Below are 26,785 nucleotides of genomic sequence, written 5' to 3'. Positions count from 1 at the left end.
CAATAAATTATATTGTGTTGTGGAACAGGCATCTTGCCTGTTCATATATTCGCCACGGGCAAGATGCCCGTGCCACAGTTAATGAATCAATAAATTATATTGTGTTGTGGAACAGGCATCTTGCCTGTTCATATATTCGCCACGGGCAAGATGCCCGTGCCACAATTAATTAATAATCGCCTCCCGCGCCGTATTGCCACGCTTCAACTAATCGGTGAAAATAGTATTGCTGTTCCGGTGCTAAATTTTTTACCTGCGGTTCTACGGCTTTCCCCAAAGGCTGCAATCCCGTATAAATTCCTAAATTTACATAATGAACGATCCAATCGAGCAAATTAGCTATTCCAACCTGCGGGATAATTTTCATAACTAATCCTGGATGGCTAATTGCTGTTTTAAACAGGGTTTGGGACAAAGCCGGAAACAGCACGATATCTTGAAGAAACGGTTTGAGTACCGGTTCTCCCAACTCTTCCATTACCTGAAATACGGCAGCCAAAAGTTGATTGATTTGATTGGGGTCTATTTTTTGATTCATCGCAGCACTCATCGAACGCTGAAACAACCAGGTAACTGATAGATTCGGCTGGTAGGGTTGCAAAAGTGCGAGGGAATTTTTGCTGAGACTGTCGCTTGTCAAAGCTTCGTCAATTCCTAGAGTCAAGCGTTTGAGGTGGCGCACCATTGCGCCGAAACCGCCGAAGCTGAGGGGAGATTGGCTACCGCTGCTGTCTCCGACTGGGAGTAGGCGATTCCAAGGCGTTTTTAGAGGACTTTGGCGATAGCAGGGGAAAAATCCGTAGAGTGCTCTTTGGAATTTTAACTGTTCGAGTTCGACGTTTTGATATTGGGGAAGCAAGCGTAAATACTCTTCAAATAATGTTTCTAAACTGAATCTTTCTGTGTCGGCGTCTATGTAGGTAAATAAGTAGGTGGTGCGGCCGTCTCTGGCTGGAAATGCTTCCCAAAAATATTGGCACTGATTTTGCATTGGGGTGAAGGATGCAAATATATCGCCCGTGTCGTTTTTGGGGTATCCTTGAGCGCAACTGCCGACTACTAAACATACGGCGTCGGGTTTTTTCCCTTGTCTAGCTTGGCGGACAATGGGCGAAAAATGTCCCATTGCGTCTAATAATAATCTGGTTTTAAATAAATTTGTAGCAGGTTGCGTATCGGTATTTGCCGATTCTACAAGGACTCCATTTGGGTGAATGGTTGCTGTTTTAAATGGTGTATTTTCAAATAGCTTTCCTCCAGCTTGGAGGAATCGCTGTTTCAGGGTTTCTAGGAGATAAACTGGGTCTATTCCGATGTTGAGTACGTCGCGCACCCAAATGTCTGGGGTGTTGGCAAAGCTGATGCGGGCTGGGTTGTATTCGGTGGCTATGGCTTTTTCAATCTCTTCAACAGATAGCAGATTTAGTTCTAAGAATGCGTCTAATTCTTTGCGAGAAATGTTCCATTCTTGATCGCGGCCTCGCAGGGTGCCGCGTTCTATCAAGGCTACTCGCCAACCCCGCACGGCTAAGGCTGTACCGATTAATATTCCTAGGGTTCCGCCGCCGATAACTATGTCGAAGTCGAGGGTTTCGAGGGGTTGTTGGCTGTGTTTGACTGTTTGGGGTGTTGGTGCGGTGTTTTGTTTGAGGTTTTCCCAGAGTCGATCGACTTTTCTCAGGCCTCCGAGGGCGTCTCCTGGCAGTTGGGAGAGGATTTGTTCGGTGAGGGACATCGGGTTTTAGTATTAAACAGTGGTGGATTTTTTATAATTTAACTTAGATTAACATTTGCGACAGTTTCAGGGCTGACGCATGGGGTGGCGAGAATCCCGGTTTATACTAAGATGTTGCACCATTGTCAATAAGCTTTTTAGGAACAGGCTCTCCGGCCTGTTCCACAAGAAAATCTACTCTTTGTGGAACAGGCCGGAGAGCCTGTTAAGCGAGAATGGTGCAAGATGTGAGTTTATACGAATTTTGGGCTTAGTAACGAGAAATCTACGAAGACATGGGCTTTGTGATGTCGCAAGTGCGATCGCGAACGGAGTTTTTCTAATCATACAGAGAAACCCGGTTTCTGAAAAAAAACCGGGTTTCTACCTCTCGTTGGTAAGTCTCAGGAATTATCTTTAATCAGCCGTGCTTAATTCTTCAACTCGCAGCCGATCGCACAAAATTCGCTCGCACACTATACCACCCGTATCCGCACTCCTGCAAACTTCTAACTGAGCTTCCGGCAGCGCTTCAAACAAAAAACGTTCCCCCGGAAACACTGTCCGCTCAAAATACCAATTAGGAATATTTGTAATTCGAGCGATTTGCACTTTGCTAGTATTATTAAGATACCAACACAAAATGCGCGTATCACCTTCGGAAATTACCTGATTTAGTGTCAAATTCATTTTTTTAACTTGTTTGTGCAATTGTGCGAGCTATCGGCGACGGGCCTAAGCATAATATAGCATATTACCAGTTAAAACACAATTTTTTATACATTTTTTTTACATAGTTTGGGTTAATTAATAAATTTCGCTGGGGAAACATCAGCGCCTTCCACGTATTCCCAAGAAGGTGCAAAAGCCGGCCTTGCTAAAGCGCAAGATTTCCATCCTCCCTTAACAGGTGCGTTCAACAATTGACAGTGACCAACTGAACCTCTTGCCTGTTGATAGTGACCGCAAAAATTACACTTGGAAGCCGGATTGCACCCGCGCTCGCTAATTACAAGGCAGTGGTGGTTTTGGGTTTGGTTGCGTTCGATAGTTAAAGTGTTCATTAAATTACTTTTTAAATGTTCAGTCTTAAGTATGACGGCTGGAGTGCTGTTGTTGCGTCTATCTCAAGGCTTAGTTCACCTTTAAGATTTGTTTAGGGATCGATAGAAAATATATTATTTTTTAGATTATCAAGCTAGGGAGCAATTAAATTTCCTTTCGAGCGCATTGGCGGCCCCGGCTTTAGGGCCGATCGCGCTTGCTGGGGATATACTTCCTCAGACAGAGCTAATTATCCTCGCCTAACTTGCTGAACAAATCGGCTAAAATTGTATTAGAAAATAAAAAACCTTCAGGATCGCTCAACCTCAAATTGCCCGAAAGCGGCAGTTTCGAGGCCTCGCCTAAAGTTGCGTGAAGCGGAGCTATCCCGTAGGGAATCGCCTTATCATCCGTCATAATTTCCACCAATCCTTGCTGCCAGTAGGGCTGCAAACAATGCCCAATTTTATCAACCGTTTGCTGAGTAAACTTTTCAGTCAGCGCCGACAGGCTAACTCCTTCTGCTAAACGCAAACCTAGCATCAGCGTTTCTAACAAAAGGTCATTTTCTGAGACGGGAAAATTTTGCTCAATTCCTGGGTAAATATCTGGCTGGGTTTCCCCCCCAATTTGTGGAGTAGCTGGGGAATTGAGGCCAGAGATCGATCGCACCCACTGATAATATTCTTGAGTTTTGCGAGGCCTAGTCAACCTCCGGCCTTCCACGTAACTCGCCGCCCCCATTCCCAAACCGTAATAAGGGCGATTTTCCCAATAAACGCGGTTGTGGCGGCACTGATAGCCATCGCGAGCGTAATTAGAAATTTCGTAATGTTCGTATCCAGCCCCCGTCAGAATTTCCCGCGCCAAACGGTACATTCCAGCAGCGGTTTCATCTGCTGGTAGCGGCTGCGCGCCTGCTTCAAAGTAGCGCCCGAAAGCAGTTCCCTGCTCAACAATTAAGTCGTAACTCGACAGGTGAGTCGGGCTAATTTCCACTGCCGATTTCAGGGAAGCTTCCCAGTTTTGTAAAGTTTGGTGAGGCAGTCCCGAAATTAGGTCTAAACTGAAATTGACAATACCAGCCGATCGCACTATTTCCACTGCTTCAAAAATATCAGCGACAGAGTGCGATCGCCCGCAAGCTTGCAGCAATTCATCCTGAAAAGCTTGCACTCCCAAACTAACTCGATTTACTCCCGCCGCTGCATATCCCCGCAACTGTTCTAAAGTAAACGTACCCGGATCTATTTCTATAGAAATTTCCGCCTCAGCAGCAATCCCAAATTTGCCGTCGAGAGTCTCTAAAATATTGCTCAACTGACTGACAGAAAGCAGCGAAGGCGTGCCACCACCAAAAAAAACTGTTTTCAGAGATGCGCCTAAATTTTTAGTTGCTTGAATTTCTTGACACAGTACAGCAACATATTGCACAATTGTCCCGGAATTATCGCCATTTTTGCGATCGCCCACCACAAAAACCGGAAAATCGCAGTAGTAACAGCGGCGGCGACAAAAAGGTATATGCAGGTAAGCCGAACTAGGAATCCCGGAATTTGCTGCTAGCACACTTTTTTTTAATTCAAATGTTAAATAATCTGTGGTAGGGTTCATTACATCTGACGCCGAAAGCGCAACTTCAAATCTAAAGTTTTAATTAAACAATCATGAATAATTATGTATATTATGACATTTTCTTACCAAACAAGCGCTGCGAACGATCGGCTCTTTTAATTTAACCTCGTACCGATTTCGATATGCCCAAATTCCCGAACAGCTCGCAGGGCGGTCTATTCGCACCTCGTGCCTGCTGGCGGCGGGGCGTGGTAAATTCCGAGCGACTCCCTGGCACATCCCCCAAAGGGTACAACGGGTAAATATAAGTTTATAAAAATCCCTCAGCAAATATAGCGATATCCGACCAAAGCATGAAAACAAGTATCAGCACTAGAAAGATATAATAGGAATAAATTCATTAACCTAGAACTAATGCTAGACGCAATCATAATAATCTCATTCATAATCGCAGGCGGAGGCATCGGCTATTACGGAGTCGAACTCCTGCCGAGCAATCTGCTGCAGCAAGTTACAAATATACAAGGCTTAAGTTCTGTACTAGGTTCCTTTGGAGCATTAATCGGCTTCGTGATGGGATTAGTGGCTCAAACAACCTACCGCCGGGTGGAAAAACAAGTCCGCGATATGCCGGTGGAGATGCTGCTGACGCGGGCGATCGGCTTAATCATCGGACTGCTAGTAGCGAACTTAATGCTGGCTCCGCTGTTCCTACTGCCCATACCCCGCGAGTTCGGCTTCATCAAACCTTTAGTCGCAGTCTTGGGTAGCGTCATGTTCGGCTTCACAGGCGTCAGTTTAACAGACACCCACGGCCGCGCTTTCTTGCGCCTGATCAACCCCAAAAGCTTTGACACGGTGTTGCTAGCCGAAGGTACTTTCAAACCAGCAACTGCCAAAGTTGTCGATACTAGCTGCATTATTGACGGCCGAATTGAAAACTTGCTAGAAACAGGTTTCCTCGAAGGTCAAATTATCGTGCCGCAATTCGTACTCCAAGAACTGCAACTGGTAGCTGATTCCGCCAACGATCAAAAGCGAGTGCGCGGACGCCGAGGTTTAGATGTACTCAACCGCATCAAAGAAACATATCCAGAACGGATTCAAATTCACTCGGCTGACTACGAAGATCTTGCCACAGTCGATGCGAAATTAGTCCGGTTCGCTTTGGAGATCGACGGCATTTTGCTCACCAACGATTACAACTTATCGAAAGTAGCTACCGTCCAAAAACTGCCAGTTTTGAATATCAACGATTTGACTCATGCGGTGCGCCCGACTTATTTGCCGGGAGATACGATCGAACTAAAAATCCGCAAAGAAGGCAAAGAACCCTCTCAGGGAATCGGTTACTTGGATGACGGCACAATGGTTGTCGTAGAAGCAGGCAGCAGCTATGTCGGCGGCGAAGCCAGAGTCGTAGTCACCAGCGCCCTGCAAACAAGCGCCGGCCGCATGATATTCGCCCGCCCTCAAGAATCCGTTATTGTTTAAAACTGAGTAACAATGGCCAGGGCAATCAGAATCAAATATTGCGATCGTTGTTCCCAATCTGCCCCGACTCTCTACCGCGCCCGGTATGACGAGTCGGGGCAGTGGTTTTTTTTGTGTCTTAAATGTTGGGAATCCGTAAGTAAAAACAATCCTTTTTACTTCTACGGTGGCACTTGGAAAGCTAGCAAGAAAAAATAGCAATTACCAACTTCTCCTTCTTTTCTCTTCCTTCGTGTCCTACCCTACGGGAACGGCTTCGCCGAACGCGTCTTCGCGGTTCGATCGCCCTTTTTCACCTTTCCCCAAAGTTTTAACGTCGGCGCGGGGCCGGAAGCCTGGCGCTATTGCCATTTTGCGGTTGCGGTTTTTCTTGCAGCTTCATCGTCAAACTAACCCGCTTTAACTTCTCATTCACCTCCAAAACCCGCACTTTCACAACTTGTCCGACTTTAACAATCTGTTTGGGGTCATCTACGAAGCGATCGGCTAATTGAGAAACGTGAACCAAACCATCTTGGTGCACTCCCACATCAACAAAGGCTCCAAAGTTAGCTACATTCGTGATTATGCCTTCTAATTCCATCCCAACTTGCAAATCGGAGATTTCTTTGATCCCTGCTTGGAAAGTGGCATATTTAAACTCGGCGCGCGGGTCTCTTCCGGGTTTTTCTAGTTCGGAAATAATGTCTCGGAGTGTTGGTTCACCGACTTTTTCAGTGACATATTTCTTGATGTTTACAGTCTTGATTTTTTCCGATATTTGTGTTATTCCTGTCAGCGGCAAGTCTAAATCCTTGGCGATCGCCTGCACTACAGGATAACTTTCGGGATGAACTGCTGTATTGTCTAGGGGGTTTTCTCCGCCGCGAATGCGGAGAAACCCGGCTGCTTGTTCAAAAGCTTTTGGGCCGAGTTTGGGAACTTTCAGGAGTTGACGGCGATTTTTAAATGCGCCGTTTTCGTTGCGGTAATTAACGATATTTTTGGCAACTGTTGCCGTCATTCCCGATACAAATGTCAGCAGTTCTTTGGATGCTGTGTTTAAGTCAACTCCGACATAATTAACGCAGCTTTCGACTGTTTCATCGAGTTTCTTTTTGAGCAGTTTTTGGTCAACGTCGTGCTGGTATTGACCGACTCCTATTGATTTCGGGTCGATTTTCACGAGTTCGGCGAGGGGGTCTTGCAAGCGCCGTCCGATGCTGACTGCGCCGCGGACGGTGATGTCGAGATCGGGAAATTCGGCGATCGCCACTTCGCTTGCTGAATAAATCGATGCACCGGATTCATTCACCATGACTTTAATCGGTTTCCTGTCCATTTGGGCCAAAACTTCCGAAACAAATTCGTCTGTTTCGCGGGAAGCTGTACCGTTGCCGATCGCGATTAATTCAATTTTATATTTTTCAATTAAATGCTTGACAATTTTACCCGCTTGTTGTCGCTGAGCGGCCGCTTGGTGGGGGAAAATTGCTTGATATTCTAAAAATTGCCCGGTTTCATCGAGGGCGGAAACTTTGCACCCCGTGCGAAATCCCGGATCGATCGCCAGTGTCGGTTTCATTCCCGCCGGCGCTGACAGCAGCAACTCGCGGAGGTTGGTTTCAAAAGTGGCGATCGACTCGATATCAGCGACGGCTTTGTTGTGCGATCGCACTTCTGTAATTAACGAAGTCTTCATCAGTCGGTTGAAGGCATCCTTCAAAGTCGATCGATAAAACTCTTTAACGAACGGTATCCTAGTTCTAATTTCTTGAGCTTCCAAATAAGCCATCACGGCGGATTCATCAAAAGCCAATTCCAAATCTAAAACCCCTTCCGTTTCTCCGCGAAACAGCGCTAACATATTGTGCGACTGAACGCTTCTCGCTGCAACTTGGTAATTGCGGTACATTTCAAATTTAGTGCTTCCTTCCGGGAAATCCTCTTTAATTTTCGAGACCAAAACTCCTGTTTTCATCAAAAATTCTCGCAAATAAGCCCGCAATTCTGCTTTTTCCGAAACCGCTTCCGCCAAAATATCCGCAGCACCTTTGAGAGCTTCTTCTGCTGTCTTCACTCCCTTTTCTTCCGAAATATATTTAGCAGCTTCCGCATCCAAGTCTGCTGGTTTAGCCGTCGGTAAGTTCAGAGACTTGATAAATTCTGCCAGCGGTTCCAAACCTTTTTCCCTAGCAATTGTCGCTCGCGTCCGCCGCTTGGGTTTGTAAGGCAGATAAAGGTCTTCGAGTTCGTTTTTTTGCAAACACGATTCGATTTTAGCTTGCAGTTCTTCAGTGAGTTTCCCCTGAGAGCTAATCGTATCTAAAATAGACTTTTTGCGCTCTTCAATTTCCGTCAGATAGGTGAAGCGATCGGAGATATCCCGCAACTGAATTTCATTCAGCAAATCCGTGCGTTCTTTGCGGTAGCGGGCAATAAACGGAATTGTTGCTCCCTCTGCAAAAAGTTCCAGAGCATTGTTTACTTGAGACAGATTAATGGAAAGTTCTTGAGCAATCAGTTGAGGAATGTCGATCATAGTGCAGAATTTCGGATCAGTCGATTTTAGATTTTAGATTTTAGATTTTAGATTTTAGATTAACTTCACAGAAGAGACGAAGAAAAGGGAATCATCCCATTTTTGTTAAAATCGCTTTCTAGGAGTGCCCTCGTCCCGCACAGCAAAGCCGATATATCTCGCTTCTAGCTCTCCGGCTTGCACTCCTGTGAAAGCATCATTGGGATGTTCCCATGATGTTAGCATAAATGGAGTCATTGCTCAATATTATATGTTTCCTTTTAAATATCCTGTGCCGCAAACCGATCCGCCGCGATCGCCCAGAGAAACGCTGCCGACGATGTACGATTTACCTAGCGAAGACCCGGAGGAACCTGGTTTGCCTGACGAATTTCACGATTTGCAGCCGCAGTTGTTGAGCCTGACGTTTCGCCCTCGGAATTATCCGGCTTCTGAGATATTTAGCGGCACCGACATGAACCTTTATTATGACGTGCATCACACTTTGTGGCACAAGCTGCCGGATTAGTTTGGAGTTGTGGGAGTTCCCCGACTTTACGATCGCTCCGAACTGCGGATGAGTTATGTTACTTGGCAGGAAGGCGTGAATCCTTTTGTAATTGTAGAACTGCTTTCGCCGGGAACGGAAAAAGAAGATTTAGGCGACAATACCGATGAAGAAAAGTTGCCACCTCAGTCGGGAAACACTGCGGGTAACGGGCAAGTTTTGGAGGCCGAGACGAAGGAGGAACCGCCGAGAAAATGGGAGGTTTACGAGCAAATTTTGCGGGTTCCTGTTTATGCCGTTTTCAGCCGCTATACTAACAAATTGCGAGTCTTTGAATTGAAGGGCGGACACTATCAAGAATTAGAATTGCCCGATCCGCGAGTGTGGATTGCTGGCCTAAGTTTGGGCTTGGGTTTGTGGCAAGGGGAGTTTCAGGGAATCGATCGACTGTGGTTGCGCTGGTATGATGTTGATGGCAATTGGATTCTGACTGAAGCGGAACAGCAACGGCCGCGGGCAGAGTCAGCGGAATCTAGGGCTCAACAAGCGGAAGCTCAATTGCAGTCTTTAATTCGGCGGCTGCGGGAATCTGGCATCGATCCCGATCGATTTTTAAACGGTTAGAGAAGACTGAAGTCCTGACTAATATTATGTCTGGTCGATTACGCCTAATACGGTAGGGGCGGGTTTACGAAAAATATCTGCCAATAATTGACAATCTCAAAAACCCGCCCTTTTAATCGCGGTCACTCGATGGGACATGATATAAAAACTGGTTCGCAGTCAGGACTTTAATTTTTTTTTACTTCACAAGAAGACAGAAAGCTTCACTATACACAGGCTGTAACATTTGATCAAAAATTGATTGGTTGCGGCTTGTTTGTTTGTTGCTGGTACTCTTTGCGGTTAAGTCATCCGCGTAGGGAGATTGATGCAAATAAGCTTTACCGACAGAACCAAAAAGTTGCAGTTTGTCAGAAATGACCGATTGCATGGAATCGATAGCTTTTTCCATTATTTCCAACAAATCCGGATCTGCCTCAGAAATGCTACTTTTTAACACGTCCATATAAGCTTCGCGAATTTCCGTATTCACATTAAATTTAGAGACTCCCAATTTAATACATTGATGAATCATTGACTCCCGCAAACCGCTAGCACCGTGCATCACTAACGGCACTGAAACAGCAGCCCGGATTTTGGCCAGACGCGGAAAATCGAGTTTCGGTTCGCTCCAATATTTGCCGTGAACGTTACCAATTGTTACGGCTAAAAAATCCACCTTAGTTTCTTTGATAAACTCTACTGCTGCTACGGGATCGGTCATCCTTGCGGCTTTCTCCTCGCTTGTCAAACCTTCTTCCCGGCCACTAATTCTGCCGATTTCTGCTTCAACTGCCGCACCGTTAGCGTGGCATAATTTAGTCATTTCCCGGCTAAATATTAAGTTTTGTTCGTATGGCAAAAAAGAACCGTCTGCCATAATTGATTTGAGGCCGGCGGCTAGGGCGAGGTGAATGTCTTTTTCTGAGGGGCCGTGATCTAAGTGTACTGCGATCGGCATTAAAGATTTGCGAGCCGCTTTGATGCACAGCGCGACTAAAGGCGATTTTCCGTATTGGAGGGTACTGGGGTGAAGTTGCAGTATAGCAGGACTGTGCAGCGCTTCGGCCGCATTGATGACGGCTTTTACTCCTTCGAGGTTGTAGACGTTAAAAGCGCCGATCGCATAACCACTTCTCAAGGCCGTGTTCAGCAATTCGCTAGTTGATGCGAGCATATAGTACCTACTTTAAAAACTTTTCTGAATGTTGCTCATTCTATCAAAGTTCTAGGCCCAGCTCAGCTTAATTTGTGTTTATTTTAATTGCGAATTCTTCGGCTACGATTTATGTGAAGTGCATTGATTCTTGAGTAAGGTGCGTCTAGCGCACCCTACTATTTGTTTGGTGAGCCTAGCGCACCTTACTCCTTGAGTGATTTACTACTAGGTTTGTGCGTTACCAGCGTGCAAACCGCATTCTTTTACGGTCGCTTCTTCCCACCACCAGCGACCTTCGCGTTCGTGTTGGTTCGGCAATACCGGCTTTGTACAAGGTTCGCAACCAATACTTACAAAACCACGTTCGTGCAACTTGTTGTAAGGCACATCCAAAGCGCGAATGTATTCCCAAACCTCTGCAGAAGACCAGTTTGCTAAGGGGTTGAATTTAATTAATTCATGGTCAGGAGTTGAGAACGCAGTGTCAACTTCAATAACCGGAATACCGTTGCGGGTACTGGGACTTTGGTCTTTGCGCTGACCGGTAATCCAAGCATCGAGAGTATTCAATTTGCGGCGCAGCGGCTTGACTTTCCGCACGCCACAGCATTCTTTGTGACCGTCTTGATAAAAACTAAACAATCCCTTTTCTTCTACTAGGGCTTGTACTTCTGCTGCATCGGGAAACATTACTTCTAATTTAATGCCGTAATGTTTTCTGACTTGATCCAAAAACTGATAAGTTTCTGAGTGCAATCGTCCGGTGTCTAGGGTGAAAACGCGGAAATTCTTGGTTATTTTTGAGGCAATATCGATCAAAACTACATCTTCAGCCCCGCTGAAAGAAATGGAGATATTGTCAAAATTTTCTAGGGCAAATTTGAGAATGTCTCGCGGTGTTTTTTGACTGTATTCTGCTTCTAGGGCGGCAATGTTGAGATTTCTTTGGATGGCAACCATATTTTCGGGTTTTCGGTGTTCTTTTCCTCTAGCCCTTTATTATAGCCGATCGCCGTCTCTCTCTCTCCGACTAATTTGACAATCAAGCCATGTCGTCCGGGGCCGCCGGATTCATCCGTGAAGCGAGAAAAAACCTCCGACTGCTCATCACCAGCCCCCAGATTTATCAGTGGGAGCGCTTTCTTCAATTCTAAAATCTAAAATCGATTGACGGCATCTTGCAGCAGTCTTTTCGGCTGGGCCCACAATCAAGCTCAAGGATGGCGATCGCCCACTCGTAGCAGTTTTGGTGAACCCAAAACTCCTCTACTGGGTAAAATGGGACTGTCGCGCGATCCATTGAATTTGCCCCCCAATTATAAATCCCACACAATAAAATTATTTAAATGTCATTGTTACAATCCGAAAATTTGACTTGTATCATTAATTAAATAATAGCGCTTGCTCAGCGATATTGTGCTGTATTTTAACGAAAAAAACTTATTTTAATACCTGTAGTAATACCGCTATAGCTCCTTTTAAATTGCTGTTACTTCCGATACTTAAATATTTTAGCCACCCTCATTTAGGCACTGTCCCAAACTAGATTATTGGGAATCAAGCTAAAAAAAATACGTAGAATATCCGGCTTTGGTCTGGCTAGGGAGCTTTCTACTGAGAGCAGTTGGTTTCAAAACAGCGAATTACCACGAATCAATTACTAATTGCCGATTAATTTATTCAGAGCGATTCCGTTAGTAAAGTAAATTTTTATCGCTTTTTATCGCTGACAGCTAACCTTCAGCCCTACGATCGGCTATATAATGTATTTGGAAGTACATTAATTTGTCCGCAAAGCGGTCTAGTCTCATCGCCGCCGATCGCGTCAGCTTCTAAATAAACATAGTCCGCTGTCAATAACAGCAAGGAAGTGGGGAATCATGTCCAAAATTTTAGTAGTGGACGACGTTAAGAGCGAACTAGAAATTATCTGCCGCATTCTTCAAGATGCCGGATTGGATGTGATGCGGGCAGGTGACGGCGAAGAAGCGATCGCCCTGATCCGCAAAACCCCTCCGGCTTTGGTCGTTTTAGATGTAGTGATGCCACGAATGAACGGGTTTGAAGTGATCAGAGAATTGCGGGGCGATCGCACAACTGCCAAATTGCCCGTAGTATTTTGTACTCATAAAAACACCGAGATCGATAAAGCTTGGGGAACTGATTTAGGGGCCGACGCTTACGTCAGCAAACCCTTTGAACCTCAACAACTCGTCCACATAGTGCAGCGCCTGCTTTCAGCGTAAACCGAATATAAGCCATCGGCGGCTTCCCAAAAAACATTATACCGACAAACCCCGTTTTTTTTTTAATAAACTGGGTTTTTGAATTCCATAAAAGTTTATGTTTAATGATAAAAACCAGCTTATTTGCCCAGCCTGGATTTATTTAACGGAAACATTTGAGGCACCCAAAGTGATGCTGAAAAACTCGATGGGCGATCGGCTTTAGGGTCAAAGCAAAACTTTAATTTGTAAGCTACACTAGAAACTAAAAATAAGCCATGAAAATAACGGCTCCCCCCGCTGGGGGGAATCAGACAAGTGCAACAAAGCAATTTCTCCTGTTCGGTCAAGGAGGCAGTCTGTTCGGCATAGAATTAGAGGCAGTGCGGGAAGTCCTTTCCCTCAAGGAACAACCGATTTCCCTGGTTCCCAACACCCAGCCATTTTTGCTGGGATTAACCAACTTGCGGGGCGAAATCTTAGCAACAGCAGACTTTGGACTGTTTGTCGGTATTGAGTCGGTTGACACCTACCACCCAAACAGCCGCATCTTAGTGGTAGAAGCGCCCGATCCACGAGACGTGAGATTGTTCTCGAAAATGCGCCTGGGATTAGCCGTCTCCCGCGTCGAAGGAGTTTTACCTCTCAATCCCGATCGCATTGTCTCAGCACTAGATGTCAGTCCCGACCTAGCTCCATTCTTAAAAGGTCTGTACAATTCCGAAGGACGCTTGCTAATGATTGTCGATGTAGAAGCGATCGCCCATTCCGAACGCTGGTAAAAATCAACAATACAGATAAGTCTGCAACGGCTGTGCATCAATAATTTTAACTAACGATCGCCCGCATCCGATTTGCCCATCCTTAATTTTATGATCGAACTTCTCTATACCTGGATCGCAACGACTTTCACCCTGACATTGCCTGACTTGTCCTCATCGGTGGTAGCTGGGGCTGCTAATTGCATCATTTGTGTGTGTTACTTTGCCATCGCCTGGCTAATCAGCTTAGGTTTGTGGCGAAACCGTCAATTCGGGTTCGACATCTTCGCCACAGTCACAGCAGGCATATTTTGGAGCTGCGCTTTCGGTCACAGCGGCCACGCCGCCGAATACTTAGGACTGCCGCACTCTCCGGTGGCGCAAACAGTGTGGGATTGGATAACTGTAATTCCGGCGATCGCTTTTTTGAGTTTGTCCAACCGCTACGACTTCTTAGTAGGTTCCACCCAAATCCTTAACTCTAAAAAAGAAACAGAACAAGCGCTGAGCGAAACTACCCAGCGATTTCACGCAATTTTTGACCAAGCTTTTCAAGCGATCGCATTATTGGAGCCAGACGGTACTCTGATCGAAGCAAATCAGACAGCGCTAGAATTGGGCGATTTCCAAGCATCAGAAGTGCTGGGGGTGAAATTTTGGCTGACACCAGGGTGGGCATCATCTCCAACCAACCAGCAGCGCCTAAAAACGAACATTAAACAAGTCTCGGCCGGCAAGTTTGTCCGGGAAGAATACGAAATCACCGGCCCCAACAACCATGTGACAGTAATTGACGTGTCGTTTAAGCCGCTGTTAAATGAAACAGGAGAAGTATTTCAAATCCTCGCCGAAGGCCGCGACATTACCCAGCGCAAACAGACAGAAGCCGCATTGCAGCAGCTAACCGCAGAACTAGAGCAGCGAGTGAATGAAAGAACCGAGCAGATCCTGCAAACTAACGCCCAATTGGAACAGGAAATTCGCGATCGCACCGCAGCCCAAGAGCAATTAAAAGCCTCAGAACAATTCTTAAACAACATCCTCAACAGCATCCCCGACCCGATTTATGTCAAAGACCAACAGCACCGCTGGATCATATTAAATGATGCCTTTTGTCAATACCTCGGTCATAGGAGAGAAGAACTAATTGGCAAATCATACGACCAGTTTTTGCCCAAAGAGGAAGCAGAGAAATATCGAGAAAAAGACGAATTAGTTTTGTTGACAAATACCAGCATCGAAGTCCAAAAAACCATTACAGACCCAGCAGGAAACACCCGCTTTGTCTCCGCCAAAAAATCTACCTTTGTAGATGCCGACGGCAGACAATTTCTCGTTGCCGCGATTAGAGATATCACCAATCGCGTGGAAATGGAAGAACAACTGCGGCAGACACTGGCAGAAGCAGAAAGCTCCCAAAACTTGCTGCGAACAGTCATTGACGCTACGCCAGACTGCATTTTCGTCAAAGATCGAAACTTGCGCTACACCCTAGTCAATGCAGGTTTCGCCGCCGCCTTCGGCAAAACTCAAGCAGAAATTATCGGCAAAGACGACGCAGAAATCGGCATATCGGTCGATCGAATCTTCGCCAACTTCCAGGCCGAAACAGATTCCCAGAACCAAATCCAAAACTTCCGGGCCGGCAACCACCTCGCGCCCGCCTCCAACGACTTAGCCACCTTAGCCGACGGCAAAGTACACACCTTCGACACCCAGAAATTGCCCCTCAAAGATCCAGAAGGCAACATTTTAGGAATGCTCTGCTTCGCGCGCGACATCACAGATCGTCGCAAATCTGAACAAGAACTATTGCGGTTCAAAGCAATTTTAGAAACCACAACTGACTGGGTAGGTATTGCCGACACCCAACAGCGCACCATTTATCTCAACCGCGCAGCCAGAGAAATGTTGGGGATTGGCCAGCACGCAGATTTAGCCGGAATCAGCATTTCTGACCTGACATCCCCCAAAAGTATCGACACTATTGTGAAAGTCGGCATCCCCGCAGCTTGCCGGGACGGGGTGTGGAGTGGCGAGACTGTTTGGCAGAGTTTAGACGGCGAAGAAATACCAGTTTCTCAAGTAATTGTTGCCCACAAATCCGAGAATTCAGAAGTTGAATTTGTCTCAACGATCGCCCGCAACATTACAGAACGCAAACGCGCAGAAGAAGCCTTGCAGCAGAACTTGCAAATGCTCGACCTTGCCAGCGACGCTCTGATCGTTCGGGATATGGAAGGCAGGATTAATTATTGGAGTCAGGGAGCCGAACGGATGTACGGCTGGACAAAAAAAGCAGCCTTGGGGCAAGTCACCCATACTCTATTGCACACCATTTTTCCCCAGCCTTTAGCAGCTATCTCGGCACAGTTAGAAGAGCAGGATTATTGGGAAGGAGAATTAATTCACACCACCAATTATGATACCAAAATTACCGTATTCAGTCGCTGGAATTTGCAGCGAGACGAACAGGGAAAACCCAAAGCAATTTTAGAAACTAACAACGACATCACCGAGCGCAAGCAAGCAGAAATCGAAAAGCAAAGATTGATTTCGCTCGTAGAAAGCAGCTCGGATTTTATCGGCACGGCAACCTTGGATGGAGAGGCAACATACCTGAATGTCGCGGGAATGAAACTAGCAGGATTGCCAAATATTGAAGAAGTAAAAAGCAAAAGTGTTGATGACTTCTTCTCACCCGAAGATGTTAAGATTTTCAAAGAAGAAATCCTGCCGGCTACTGTGCGAGACGGTTTTTGGCAGGGTGAATTCCGCTTGAGGAACTTTCAAACCGGCGAAAACTTTCCGGTTGACTTCACCCTATTTACAGTCAAAAACCCGGAAACCGGCGAGCCGATCGGGTTGGCAACAGTTAGTCGCGACATCACCGATCGCAAACGCGCAGAAGAGATGGTGCGCGATCGCGAAAGACTGTTCCGAGCCATTTTCGACCAATCGTTCCAATTCATAGGTCTGCTCAAACCGGACGGCACCGTTTTGGAGGCCAACCAAACAGCCTTGGCCGCCGCAGGCCTGCAGAGCGAAGAAATAATAGGCACTCCGTTTTCCGAAACCCTGTGGTGGCAGATTTCCCCGGAAACCAAGCAACAGATACAAGAAGCGATCGCCGCAGCCGCAGCCGGCGAGGTAGTCCGTTACGAAGTGGATGTGCTAGTTGCCAACGGTGCAGTGGCGACAGTTGACTTCTCCATCAAACCCATCACAGACGACAGTGGCAAAGTCTTGATGCTAATTCCAGAAGGCCGCGACATCAGCGATCGCAAAGCCCTAGAACGAGAATTAGTTTTGCGTCAAACCCGCTTTGACGCATTTTTCACAGCCGCCCCGGCCTCAATGTTTATTTTTGACGAGCAGTTGCGCTTCGTGCAAGTCAACGAGAAATTAGCCGAAACCACCGGCGTCTCAGTTGCCGAACACCTGGGCAAGACAGTGAGGGAAGTTATACCCGAAATGATCGATACCCTACAGCCGATGTTGCAGCAAGTTCTTGTCACCAACCAACCGTTTTTAAACGTTGAGGTGTCGGGATCAATCTTCAACGAACCGGGCGTCCTGCGAGATTGGCTGGCTTCATACTTTCCTTTGCCCGGATCAGACGGCAAACCCATCGGTGTCGGCGGTGTGGCGATCGAAATTACCGATCGTAAAAAAGCAGAAGAAGAGCGCGATCGATTTTTTACCCTTTCCCTAGACTTGGTTTGTATTATAGGTTTTGAAGGCAAATTCAAGCGCATCAATCCCTCTTGGGAAAACACACTCGGCTACAAGGCGCATGAACTTGAAGACAACTATTATATCGATTTAGTCCATCCAGACGATCGCGAATCAACCATAGAACAAGCGGAAAAAGTAGCCAGCGGCGCCGAATTAAAGTCTTATGAAAATCGCTACCGCTGCAAAGACGGTTCCTACAGGTGGCTGTCGTGGAAAGTGCGACCTGTAACCGAACAACAGCTCATGTATGCAGTCGCTCGCGACGTTACCGAAACCAAACAGGCGATGGTACAACTGGAAAAAACAACAGCCCAATTAGCCAGTTCCGAAGACAAATTTCGCCAGCAAAGCAATCTCTTACAACTGCTAATAAACAGCATTGGCGACGGCATAATTGCTGCCGACGAAAAAGGCAATTTTGTTTTGTTCAACCCCGCCGCCGAAGATATTTTTGGCATGGGTGCGACAGATGCTCTTCCCAATGAATGGTCAACAAGATACGGTTTATTCTTGCCCGATACGGTAACTCCCTATCCCCCAGCCGACATACCTTTAGCGCGCACGGTTCGAGGAGAAGCCGTTGACGACGTAGACCTTTTTACCCGCCACGCAGGGAAGCCAGAAGGCCTGTGGGTGAAAATTAACGGCCGGCCGCTCAAAGACGAAACGGGGGCGCTTAAAGGCGGCGTAGTCGTTTGCCGCAACGTCACCGAACAAAGAGCATCTCAGCAGCGAATGCAGCAGTTGGCTGAGGCACAGGAACGCTTGCTGCAAGAACTCAAAACTCGGCAGAATGCCCTAGACGAATCGGCGATCGTCAGCGAAACTGATGTCCAAGGCATGATTACTTACGTCAACGACAGATTCATTGAAATCTCCGGTTACAGCATGGGAGAACTCCTGCACCGCAACCACCGCCTCGTCAATTCCGGCTACCATCCCAAATCATTTTTTGAAGAAATGTGGGTGACACTTTCTCGCGGTTTGGTGTGGAAAGGGGAAATCAAAAACCGACGCAAAGATGGCTCGTTTTACTGGGTAGATTCGACGATCTCCCCCATTTTTGATACCAGCGGCACAATAGTCAAATATATCGCCATTCGCTTTGACATCACCGAGCGCAAAGAGGCAGAAGAACGACTAGAAAAATTGGCAGCAGAACGTAAAGCTGAAGCTGATTCTCTGACGCAGCAAGTCCTTAAATTGTTGGGAGAAATTAAAGGCGCAGCTCAAGGCGACTTGACAGTCAGGGCGGAAGTGACTAACGATGTTTTAGGTGCTGTCGCCGACTCTTTCAACTTCTTAATCGGTTCTCTGCGGAAAGTGGTAACGGGAATTCAAACTTTAGCCGAACAGGTAACATCTGCCACCGACGAGTCAATTAACAATACCAGTCAACTTACCCAACAGGCGGAAATTCAAGCAGCAAAAATATCTGCCATCATGCGCGAAATTGAGCGGATTGTGAATTCGATCCGCGACGTGCGAGATGTTTCGGTGCGGGCGGAAACAGTGGCTCAGCAGTCTTCTCAAACGGCTGAAGTCGGCGGTATGGCGGTCGATCGAGCTGTCGAAGGCATTAACGGGCTCCGGTTGACGATCGCCTCTACCTCGAAAATGATGAAGCGTTTGGGCGAATCTTCACAGCAAATTGGCAAAATTGTGACTTCGATTTCTCAACTTGCTTCGCAAACTAATTTATTAGCTCTGAATGCTACTATTGAGGCGGCGCGAGCCGGCGAACAAGGTTTAGGCTTTGCAGTTGTTGCCGAAGAAGTGCGGAAATTAGCAGAAAGATCCGCCGGCGCTACGGAGGAAATCTCGGAAATTGTCGGTACAATTCAAGAAGAAATCAGCCGCGTCATGAAGGCAATGGAATCGGGGACGCTGGAGGTAGTGGAAGGCACTAAGCTGGCAAGCGAAGCTAAAACTCACCTCAATGCCATCATCGAAGTTAGTCGAGAAATGAATGCTTTGGTGCAGAATATTACTATCGCATCTGCCAAGCAAACTGTTTCGGCTGAGGGAATTGCTAACAGTATGCAGCAAGTCAACGAGATTGCGAATACTACCGCACAAAAAGGTGCGGATGTCAAAGCATCTTTGGACGAGTTGTCTGGTTCTCTGGGCCAATTGCAAAAGTCGGTGGCGAATTTCCGTTCGTAATTTTAGAACCCCGACTTCTTCAATAAGTCGGGGTTCTGGGTATTGTGGCAGTGTGCGATGATGAATGGTAAGATTGATGAGTATTTGAAATACTTTTAGGTTGTGGCGATCGTGTTTGAGATTGAGTTTACAGACCAAGCGATTGAGGATTTGCAGTGGTTTAAGAAACACGAACAGAATGTAATTGTTGACGGTATTGAGGCTAACCTTTGTTATGAACCCACTACTGAGACGCGCAACCGGAAAGCCCTGCGTCCAAATAATACAGCAGAATGGGAATTGAGATTGGGTGTATATCGCATTTTGTACAACGTTGACAAGCAAGTTAAAATTGTCAGTATAGAGCGCATCGCTGGCAAGCAGGGGAATATATACATATTTCAAGGAGCAGAGGAAGAACTATGATGAACTGGGATTATCGAGTATTTTTTGAGGATGGCGGGTACACAATTCGCACGGTGTATTATGACGATAAGGGTGCGATCGCAGCCTGCTCTGAAAAAGAAACCGCACCTTTTGGAGAATCAGTGGAAGAACTTCAAGAAGAATTAAACCAACTCCTTGCTGCTCTAAAAAAACCAGTTATTTCGGCTGACGATGTGCCGCCTCCAAGCGATCGCCCGAAGGTAAAAAGAGGAAAATCATTGCAAGCAGTGCGGCAACAACTTGGCTTGCGATCGGAAATAACGAAAGAAAATTCCTTAGAAAATTCCTTGAGTTCAAACGATTAGCAAAGAACCGAGGTTATCGGTAAGAGTTCAAAACTACTGGCCGCTTATCTGGGCCGCTCATATGAATGATGACGATTTAAACGAATTAATAGATGCTTTTACCGCAGAATGCGAAGAGTTTCTCCAGTCAATGGAGACGAATCTGCTGGCGATGGAAGCTGCGGGTTTGAAAGAGCGACAAGCGGCAGTTAAAGAAATGTTTCGGGCGGCTCACTCGATTAAAGGTGCGGGTTCGATGTTGGGCTTTCAAAACGTATCGGCGGCGGCTCACACGCTGGAGGACTGTTTTGTCATTTTGCGCGATCGCACAGACTTGGCAGCCCTGGAACCGACTACTGTGAGTGTTTTGCTGCAGGGGGTGGATGCTCTCAAAAAGATTACGATCGAATCAGTTCAACACTCCGATGTCACAACTCCGGATCAAACGGAAAACTTGGAGGCGATCGCCCAAATTTTCGCCCAGTTCCAGGCTAAGTACGGCACGTCAGAACAGCAGCCAGTCCCCGCAGTCAGCCAATCGCCCGCCCCCGAAACCCTGAAACTGATTTTTGAACACCAAGTGCCGGCACTCTTCAATCGCCTAGAAACCGAGCTTTCCCAAGCTTCCGAGGCAGATTTGGCAACAAGCGTCACCGCCCTCAACCAGGTTTACTACCAACTTTCCGGTTTGGCTGGAATGCTGCAATTGCCGGATTTTGGGAAAGTCGCCGCAGCCCTCAAAGATTTGATTGACTCTCAAGACTTGACGGTACAACGGTTGCAATCCGACGGTTGGACGATCGCCCAAAACTTGCAAACCGCACGCCAACAAATATTGGAAGGAAGGGCGATCGACATCCCCCAAATCTCCCCCACTCCCACTCTCCCCCTCTCCCCCTCTCCCACTCCCACTCTCCCACTCTCCCCCACTCCCACTCTCCCACTCTCCCCCTCTCCCACTCCCCCCGAAATCTCTCCCTCTCCCACTCCCCCCGAAATCCCCCCCTCCTCGACTCTCCCAGTCCCCAACCCGCAAAGGCCGACAATCCGGGTAGACTTAGAACGCTTAACTGAATTGGTGAATCTAGTCGGAGAATTAGTCATCAACCGTACAAATTTAGAACTTCAAGAATCCGAACTGCGCGGCGAAGTCAAGCGCATCCGCCGCAATATCGTAGATTTGAACCAATTCGGCGGTCAGTTGCGAGAAGAATATGACAGACTGAGCTTTGCAGAGTGGAGAGGGGGAAACGGGAACTCTGGATTGGGAAAACTTGCGGCTGCAGAAACAGAATTCCCCATGATTGCTAACGGCAAATCCTCTCCGGTTCATGCTCACTTCGATATCTTAGAGATGGATCGTTATACAGAGTTCCACTCGACAGCCGCAGAAGTCATCGAAACGGCCCAAGCAATTTCTCAATCCGCCACCAAATTAGACACCTTAGCCATGAAATTCGAGCGCAGTACCGACCAACTGCGCCGCATTACCGAACAACTACGCAGCCGCGTCATGCAGTTGCGAGTCGTGAGTTTCAGTCGCGCCGTCGATCACTTGCCCAGAGCCCTCCGGGAGATGTGTATCACATACGATAAAGATGTCAACCTGCTGCTAGTGGGAAGAGATACCAAAATTGACGAAAGTTTGCTCGACGCTTTGCGCGATCCCTTAATACACTTAGTGAGAAACGCTTTCGACCACGGCATCGAAATGCCCGAAGTTCGGAAAGCAAGCGGCAAGTCGGCCAGCGGTCAAATAGAAATAGAAGCCCGCCACCAAGGTGGCCAAACTATTATTACTGTCGCCGATGACGGCAAAGGTATTGACCCGGAAATGATTCGCCGTAAAATTGTCACAAAGGGTTTGGCTACGGAGGAACAAGCTCAAGAATTTTCCATTGCTGAACTCTACGATTTTCTGTTTTGGCCGGGTTTCAGCACTACAGAAGGGGTCAGCGACCTTTCAGGGCGGGGAGTCGGGCTCGACGTGGTGCGAACAAATTTGCGGACTGTGCGGGGGAGTGTGAAAATAGACTCTCGCCTGGGAAAAGGTACGAGTTTTATCATTAAACTGCCACTGCTGCTGTCGATTACTGATGCTTTGATGGTGAAGACCGATCACAATAAAATAGCAGTGCCGCTGGATGCAGTCGAGGAAATTCTTCACATTAAAGCCTCGGAAGTTCACATTGCCGGCAATCAGCCGATGCTGTGGTGGCGGGAGGAATTTATTCGTTTGGTGAGGATGCAAGATTTGCTCGAATACAGCGTCCTCCCGCCGGATGCCCCCTCTCCTGACCCTTTGACCCAAGAGGAAATTCCCGTCCTGGTTTTGGCTTCTACCGAAGGAATGCTGGCGGTGGCCGTGGAACGGCTGATCGGTCAGCAGGAAATTGTCGTTAAACCTTTGCCACCGCCTCTATCCAAGCCTCGCGGCGTTTTGGGGACTACGATTTTGGGGGACGGGCGTGTGGTGAATATTCTGGATGTGGACGATTTGGTGGGCCAACCTGTGGTAAATAGTTTGATCGCCGCTGTCTCCGGTAAAGTCCAGGAGATACCGCCGAGTGCGAGTCAGTCACCGCAGATTTTGGTAGTGGATGATTCCTATACAATTCGCCAGTTGCTGTCTCTGACGCTGACTCGTGCTCGCTACCGGGTGGTACAGGCGAAAGACGGTGTGGATGCCCTGGAAAAGTTGCAAAATGGTCTTGATTGCAGTTTGGCGATCGTGGATATTGAAATGCCCCGGATGGATGGATTTGAATTGTTGCGATCGATCAGATCGATCGAGCGGTTTGCTAAGATTCCTGTAGCCATGCTGACATCCCGTAGCGGGGCAAAACATCGGCAAATGGCAATGGAATTAGGCGCAAATCAATATTTCACCAAACCTTACAGCGAAGCCCAACTTTTACAAGCTATCCCCAAATTAATCCACCACTCAATAATTTAATCCACTATCTCGAATTCCCATCAAATAATCCCTAATCTCAAACACAACTTAGGCAAAAAGTAATTGAATACGCGAATAATAGTGGGAACTACGCACCCGACTCACCTACTAAAATCGAATAATCTAAAATCTAAAATCCAATAATCCTCAATCTAAAATCTAAAATCTAAAATCGAATGACTCACGCCAATTACAATCGCCGCTTTCGGAGCAAGAAACAAGCGACAGTTAGAATTTCTCCTAAAAAATTTGTTTCCTTTGAACTAGGAAATATTTACTATGCTGTTCCTATTGAACGAGTGGAGCGGATTGTTAAAAACTTTAATGCCTACGGTCTTTTACCTAACGGTAATAGTTTACTGCGGCATCAAGAAGAACTGATTACCATAATTAATTTATCCACAATATTTCCCAGCAGTCCGAGCATTGGTGAGTGCAAATACCTGATTATTTGTACCTTAAATAAAAGCGATCGGTTAGGGATTCCCCTTCCTGATATGCCAAAAATTTTGGAAATTACCGAAGAAATCTTCTGCGAAATTCCCGAATTGTACCGCCAAGATCAACTCCCTAACGCCGTAGAAAAGTTAATTCGATCGCCAGACGGTACAGAAGTTTTTTATCTAAATTTAGAGCTATTTAACCAGAGGATATCATCAGAGTTTTCTGAGTGAATATATCGCCATTTTTTTACTCTGTGTTCGCAATCCCTGACGGCTAGCTATATTAACCGCCATGCCATTAAAGCTGCTGTTTTACCTTTAGCCACTATCGGTTCACAAGGTTCCACCGTTAGATGTTGTGACATCCCTTGATAAACAGCATCAGAAATAGTAATTGCACCACCAGGCGTGGCACTTTCTAAGCGTTTAGCTGTATTGACAACATCACCAATCACCGTATAAGTCCGAACATCTGCACCGCCAAATAGCCCTTCAATAACGCTTCCGCAATGCACCCCGCATCCCGCACCAATTCCATATAATTCAAGCATTTCTGAAGCAGCTTTACTCATAGATTTAGCCGCAGCAATTCCCTGCTGTGGCGTAGCATAAATCGCCATAATTTCATCGGCTGTAAAAGTTATTCTTAAAGGCTGAAACTTGGCGGCGGCTGGTTCAACACAACGGTAATATTCATTGAGAACCGCTGCAACTGTCTCAGGGGAAGTTTTTTCGCACCAACTTGTAAAACCGCGAATATCCATAAATAAAATCGTGCGATCGCACTTTTGAAAAGCCAAACCTGCTGGATTGTTAAGCGCTGTGTCTACTACATGACTTCCCATTCCCCATTCTGCCATATTTCCTAGTAGTTGAGCTGTTTTTTCTAGCTGCTTTCTTTGTTTTGAAATCTGTAGTGACTGCAACCCCAAAAGCAAACCGATAAACACCATACTCCAAGTAAGAAACCAGTGCGTTGCCGTCCGCGAAAATGTCACTATCAATTCTAAATTAGCAATTAAATATTGAGACTTAATCCCAATCACAACATAAAAAGCTACCACCATCAGAGCCCTTACCAAACTTTCCAGTGGAATCAGCCAATCATCAATACCCTTAGCCCAATGGAATCGCAATCCTTGCAAAGTAGCAATCATCAGAGAAAATAACCAAAAGACAATGTGACTAGGATATTGGAAAAAATCTAGCCCGTCTATCGGCACATCAATCAGCGTATAGATACCAACGCAGATCAGGTTTCCCCAAAAACGGTGGCATTTCGAGCTCGACAGATACCAAGCCTGAACCAGCATTGCTACTATCAGTAAATATTCAGTTGGGTCTGTGATAAATTTGAAGAAACCAGCTAATATCAAGTCTGATAAAGTCTTCAGAATTAAAAAGTGACCGCTGTTACTTAATACTTCACTGAAAAATGTACTGGTGCGACTGCCTTGTAGCCTACTGTCCCATAGTTTTTTTGACTTAAGACTTGATTTTGCCGTTTCAATACTTCTATTTTTCATCTTAATTAAAGGTTAGCTGCCAAATAATTATTGTATACCAGTCCCCCAAAAAAGATGCAACCCTAGAGAGAATTAAAACCATGATATTCATCAGTCATCCCCGAAAAACAAATCTATTAGACATCTCCCATAATTATTGTGGAACAGGCATCCTGCCTGTTCTTCAGAGGCTTTTTGGGAGATGTCTATTAGCTATCTTCCTCTGTTGTTTGCGGGCGACGTTTCCGAAAAATACCAGTCATATTGATTCCTGTTACCAGCAGCAAAATCGCACCAATACCCACAAAAAGCACATAGATTGGCATCAAAAAATCTCCCAAATATTCTCCTTGGTGGATATTCAGAAAAACTTTTCCTACCTCTTTCGGCATCTTAAACCAACTTCTGCCAACTCGGTAGATTACACCTGTAACCGTACTGACTGCTAAAGGCAAGACAATAATCGGTGTAGCAATACGGTGAACCTTACGAAAATCAAGTTTAGCACCTGGTCTTTCAGGGCGTGCGCCACCAAAAAATCTGGTCATCGTCAAACCAGTGACTATCAGCCCAGTCACTCCCAAAGCCAGCAAAAGCACATAAAATGGTCTGAGTTCCTTTCCGAGATAGCTTCCTTGGTGAATATCCATAAAAATCTCAGCAGCATCACCTTCTATGCCAAACCAATCTTCTCCCAGCCGATAGGCAACACCAGTTAATGCACTCAATAGTAAAGGGATGAAAATAATCGGTGCAACTTGGCGGTGAAGTTTGCGAAAATTAATCCTAGCCATCTATTTATTCTCCTATTTTTTAGAGGTTTTGTTGTTGACAAATCAGATTGTCTTGGACGCACGGGTAGGCAGAAACCGGTTTCTTTTGCGAAAATATTTCGTTGTCACCCGCAGATGCGGTAAAAAACCCGGTTTCTTTGGTCAAAATGGGTAATTCATGTTGCAAATAATTTCATTTTGATAGAAAGTGCCGTCACTTGCGTATCCATAATTGCTAACACTCCCTGAAGTACCGTTTTGATAACCATAATTACTGTGACAAAACAAAGTAAAGAACTCGGAAAGACCTAAAATGTATTTCATCCGCCTCCAAAACCTCCTAAATAGTCCTGGACGCACGACATCTATATCTCATCTCGTGTGAATGTAGGGGCAATCCCCCCGTGGTTGCCCTTATTCCTTGGTCTCTTGCGTAAGTCCTGCTCAACCTAAACATCAGCCCATTTTCGCAGCAAATTAGCAATGCTTTTGGATAGCAAGTCAAACTCCGGTGTCTTTCCAGACTTCTAAAAAAGGGTATCGCGAACCGTATCCAAATCAAAGAGAATTTCTCGAGTATGAGCATCCCGAACTAAACTCTGCACCCAAGTCACCGCCGCTAGTCTTTCACCTTCAGTGACAGGTTCCACACGATGTAAAGTTGTAGTAGGATAAACAACCATTCAACCAGCATCAAGTTTGAAAGCTTGTTCTCCTTGGGTACTTGCAATCACTAATTCCCGCCCGTATAAGTTGCAGGGTCGCTGAAAAATAGAGTGAGAGACAAATCCGATCGCATTAGTTCTTCATCTCCCATAATCGCATTATCAATATCAGGGTAAGAGCATCTCAATCAAGCTTGACAAAAGGAGTTGAGAACAGTCATCATATAATCATTATTCATAGAAGCC

22 protein-coding genes are annotated in these 26,785 nt (G+C 46.3%); 11 read left to right on the top strand and 11 right to left on the bottom strand.

Annotation, left to right across the window (positions count from 1 at the left end; genetic code table 11):
- Positions 1–169: 169 nt before the first annotated feature.
- The 4 genes from QUB24_RS24385 to hemW all read right to left on the bottom strand — a co-directional run bounded on the left by QUB24_RS24385 (position 170) and on the right by hemW (position 4,372).
- Entirely contained in the window at positions 170–1,735 is a 1,566-nt protein-coding gene (locus tag QUB24_RS24385) for an FAD-dependent oxidoreductase (RefSeq protein WP_333156101.1), read from the bottom strand.
- Positions 1,736–2,131: 396 nt separating this feature from the next.
- Positions 2,132–2,404, bottom strand: coding sequence for a DUF1830 domain-containing protein (locus QUB24_RS24380; protein WP_333156100.1), 273 nt, complete (start codon positions 2,402–2,404; stop codon positions 2,132–2,134).
- Positions 2,405–2,517: 113 nt separating this feature from the next.
- A complete protein-coding gene (locus QUB24_RS24375) occupies positions 2,518–2,778 on the bottom strand; it encodes a hypothetical protein (RefSeq protein WP_333156099.1) in 261 nt (86 codons plus the stop codon).
- A gap of 226 nt (positions 2,779–3,004) precedes the next feature.
- The gene (gene hemW / locus QUB24_RS24370) at positions 3,005–4,372 is read right to left on the bottom strand and encodes a radical SAM family heme chaperone HemW (RefSeq protein ID WP_333156098.1); all 1,368 of its coding nucleotides are present in this window, start codon (positions 4,370–4,372) and stop codon (positions 3,005–3,007) included.
- Between the two features lie 375 nt (positions 4,373–4,747).
- Here hemW and QUB24_RS24365 point away from each other — a divergent pair, with 375 nt between their 5' ends.
- Positions 4,748–5,827, top strand: coding sequence for a PIN/TRAM domain-containing protein (locus tag QUB24_RS24365; protein ID WP_333156096.1), 1,080 nt, complete (start codon positions 4,748–4,750; stop codon positions 5,825–5,827).
- Between the two features lie 310 nt (positions 5,828–6,137).
- On the opposite strand, the gene QUB24_RS24360 is transcribed toward QUB24_RS24365, so the two are convergent.
- Both QUB24_RS24360 and QUB24_RS24355 read right to left on the bottom strand, forming a co-directional pair.
- The gene (locus QUB24_RS24360; RefSeq protein WP_333156095.1) at positions 6,138–8,348 is read right to left on the bottom strand and encodes a Tex family protein; all 2,211 of its coding nucleotides are present in this window, start codon (positions 8,346–8,348) and stop codon (positions 6,138–6,140) included.
- 105 nt (positions 8,349–8,453) lie between these two features.
- Entirely contained in the window at positions 8,454–8,585 is a 132-nt protein-coding gene (locus QUB24_RS24355; protein ID WP_333156094.1) for a hypothetical protein, read from the bottom strand.
- 13 nt (positions 8,586–8,598) lie between these two features.
- On the opposite strand from QUB24_RS24355, the gene QUB24_RS33690 reads away from it, so the two are divergent.
- Positions 8,599–8,856 carry a hypothetical protein gene (locus QUB24_RS33690; protein WP_445300435.1) on the top strand — a complete coding sequence of 86 codons (258 nt, stop codon included), beginning with the start codon at positions 8,599–8,601 and terminating at the stop codon, positions 8,854–8,856.
- 9 nt (positions 8,857–8,865) lie between these two features.
- Entirely contained in the window at positions 8,866–9,459 is a 594-nt protein-coding gene (locus QUB24_RS24350; protein ID WP_445300434.1) for a Uma2 family endonuclease, read from the top strand.
- Between the two features lie 178 nt (positions 9,460–9,637).
- Here QUB24_RS24350 and QUB24_RS24345 read toward each other — a convergent pair whose 3' ends face one another.
- The 3 genes from QUB24_RS24345 to QUB24_RS24335 form a co-directional block, all read right to left on the bottom strand.
- Positions 9,638–10,615, bottom strand: a complete 978-nt coding sequence (locus QUB24_RS24345) for a class II fructose-bisphosphate aldolase (protein WP_333156093.1) — start codon at positions 10,613–10,615, stop codon at positions 9,638–9,640.
- A 207-nt stretch (positions 10,616–10,822) separates the two neighbouring features.
- Positions 10,823–11,557, bottom strand: a complete 735-nt coding sequence (locus QUB24_RS24340) for a phosphoadenylyl-sulfate reductase (RefSeq protein WP_333156091.1) — start codon at positions 11,555–11,557, stop codon at positions 10,823–10,825.
- Positions 11,518–11,745, bottom strand: a complete 228-nt coding sequence (locus QUB24_RS24335) for a hypothetical protein (protein ID WP_333156090.1) — start codon at positions 11,743–11,745, stop codon at positions 11,518–11,520. Before QUB24_RS24335 ends, QUB24_RS24340 begins: the two co-directional genes overlap by 40 nt.
- Before the next feature lie 19 nt (positions 11,746–11,764).
- Between QUB24_RS24335 and QUB24_RS24330 the strand changes: the two genes are divergently transcribed.
- From QUB24_RS24330 to QUB24_RS24295, 8 genes are all read left to right on the top strand, one after another.
- On the top strand, positions 11,765–11,971 hold the full coding sequence (locus tag QUB24_RS24330; RefSeq protein WP_333156089.1) for a hypothetical protein: 207 nt from the start codon (positions 11,765–11,767) through the stop codon (positions 11,969–11,971).
- A gap of 506 nt (positions 11,972–12,477) precedes the next feature.
- Positions 12,478–12,843 carry a response regulator gene (locus tag QUB24_RS24325; protein WP_333058429.1) on the top strand — a complete coding sequence of 122 codons (366 nt, stop codon included), beginning with the start codon at positions 12,478–12,480 and terminating at the stop codon, positions 12,841–12,843.
- Between the two features lie 257 nt (positions 12,844–13,100).
- On the top strand, positions 13,101–13,604 hold the full coding sequence (locus QUB24_RS24320) for a chemotaxis protein CheW (protein WP_333156088.1): 504 nt from the start codon (positions 13,101–13,103) through the stop codon (positions 13,602–13,604).
- Between the two features lie 90 nt (positions 13,605–13,694).
- Positions 13,695–19,487, top strand: coding sequence for a PAS domain S-box protein (locus QUB24_RS24315; protein WP_333156087.1), 5,793 nt, complete (start codon positions 13,695–13,697; stop codon positions 19,485–19,487).
- Between the two features lie 111 nt (positions 19,488–19,598).
- Entirely contained in the window at positions 19,599–19,892 is a 294-nt protein-coding gene (locus QUB24_RS24310) for a type II toxin-antitoxin system RelE/ParE family toxin (protein WP_333156086.1), read from the top strand.
- Positions 19,889–20,218: a hypothetical protein gene (locus QUB24_RS24305; RefSeq protein ID WP_333156085.1), complete on the top strand. Its 330-nt coding sequence runs from the start codon at positions 19,889–19,891 to the stop codon at positions 20,216–20,218. Before QUB24_RS24310 ends, QUB24_RS24305 begins: the two co-directional genes overlap by 4 nt.
- Before the next feature lie 61 nt (positions 20,219–20,279).
- Positions 20,280–23,153 carry a hybrid sensor histidine kinase/response regulator gene (locus QUB24_RS24300; RefSeq protein WP_333156084.1) on the top strand — a complete coding sequence of 958 codons (2,874 nt, stop codon included), beginning with the start codon at positions 20,280–20,282 and terminating at the stop codon, positions 23,151–23,153.
- Positions 23,154–23,329: 176 nt separating this feature from the next.
- Positions 23,330–23,827 carry a chemotaxis protein CheW gene (locus tag QUB24_RS24295; protein ID WP_333156082.1) on the top strand — a complete coding sequence of 166 codons (498 nt, stop codon included), beginning with the start codon at positions 23,330–23,332 and terminating at the stop codon, positions 23,825–23,827.
- A 47-nt stretch (positions 23,828–23,874) separates the two neighbouring features.
- Here QUB24_RS24295 and QUB24_RS24290 read toward each other — a convergent pair whose 3' ends face one another.
- Together QUB24_RS24290 and QUB24_RS24285 are read right to left on the bottom strand one after the other, a co-directional pair.
- Positions 23,875–25,122, bottom strand: a complete 1,248-nt coding sequence (locus QUB24_RS24290; protein ID WP_333156081.1) for an adenylate/guanylate cyclase domain-containing protein — start codon at positions 25,120–25,122, stop codon at positions 23,875–23,877.
- A 188-nt stretch (positions 25,123–25,310) separates the two neighbouring features.
- Entirely contained in the window at positions 25,311–25,895 is a 585-nt protein-coding gene (locus tag QUB24_RS24285; RefSeq protein WP_333156080.1) for a PepSY domain-containing protein, read from the bottom strand.
- Between the last annotated feature and the right edge of the window lie 890 nt (positions 25,896–26,785).

The organism is Microcoleus sp. B9-D4, from assembly GCF_036705105.1.
Taxonomy (GTDB): domain Bacteria; phylum Cyanobacteriota; class Cyanobacteriia; order Cyanobacteriales; family Microcoleaceae; genus Microcoleus.
This window is presented reverse-complemented; position numbering and strand designations above follow the sequence as displayed.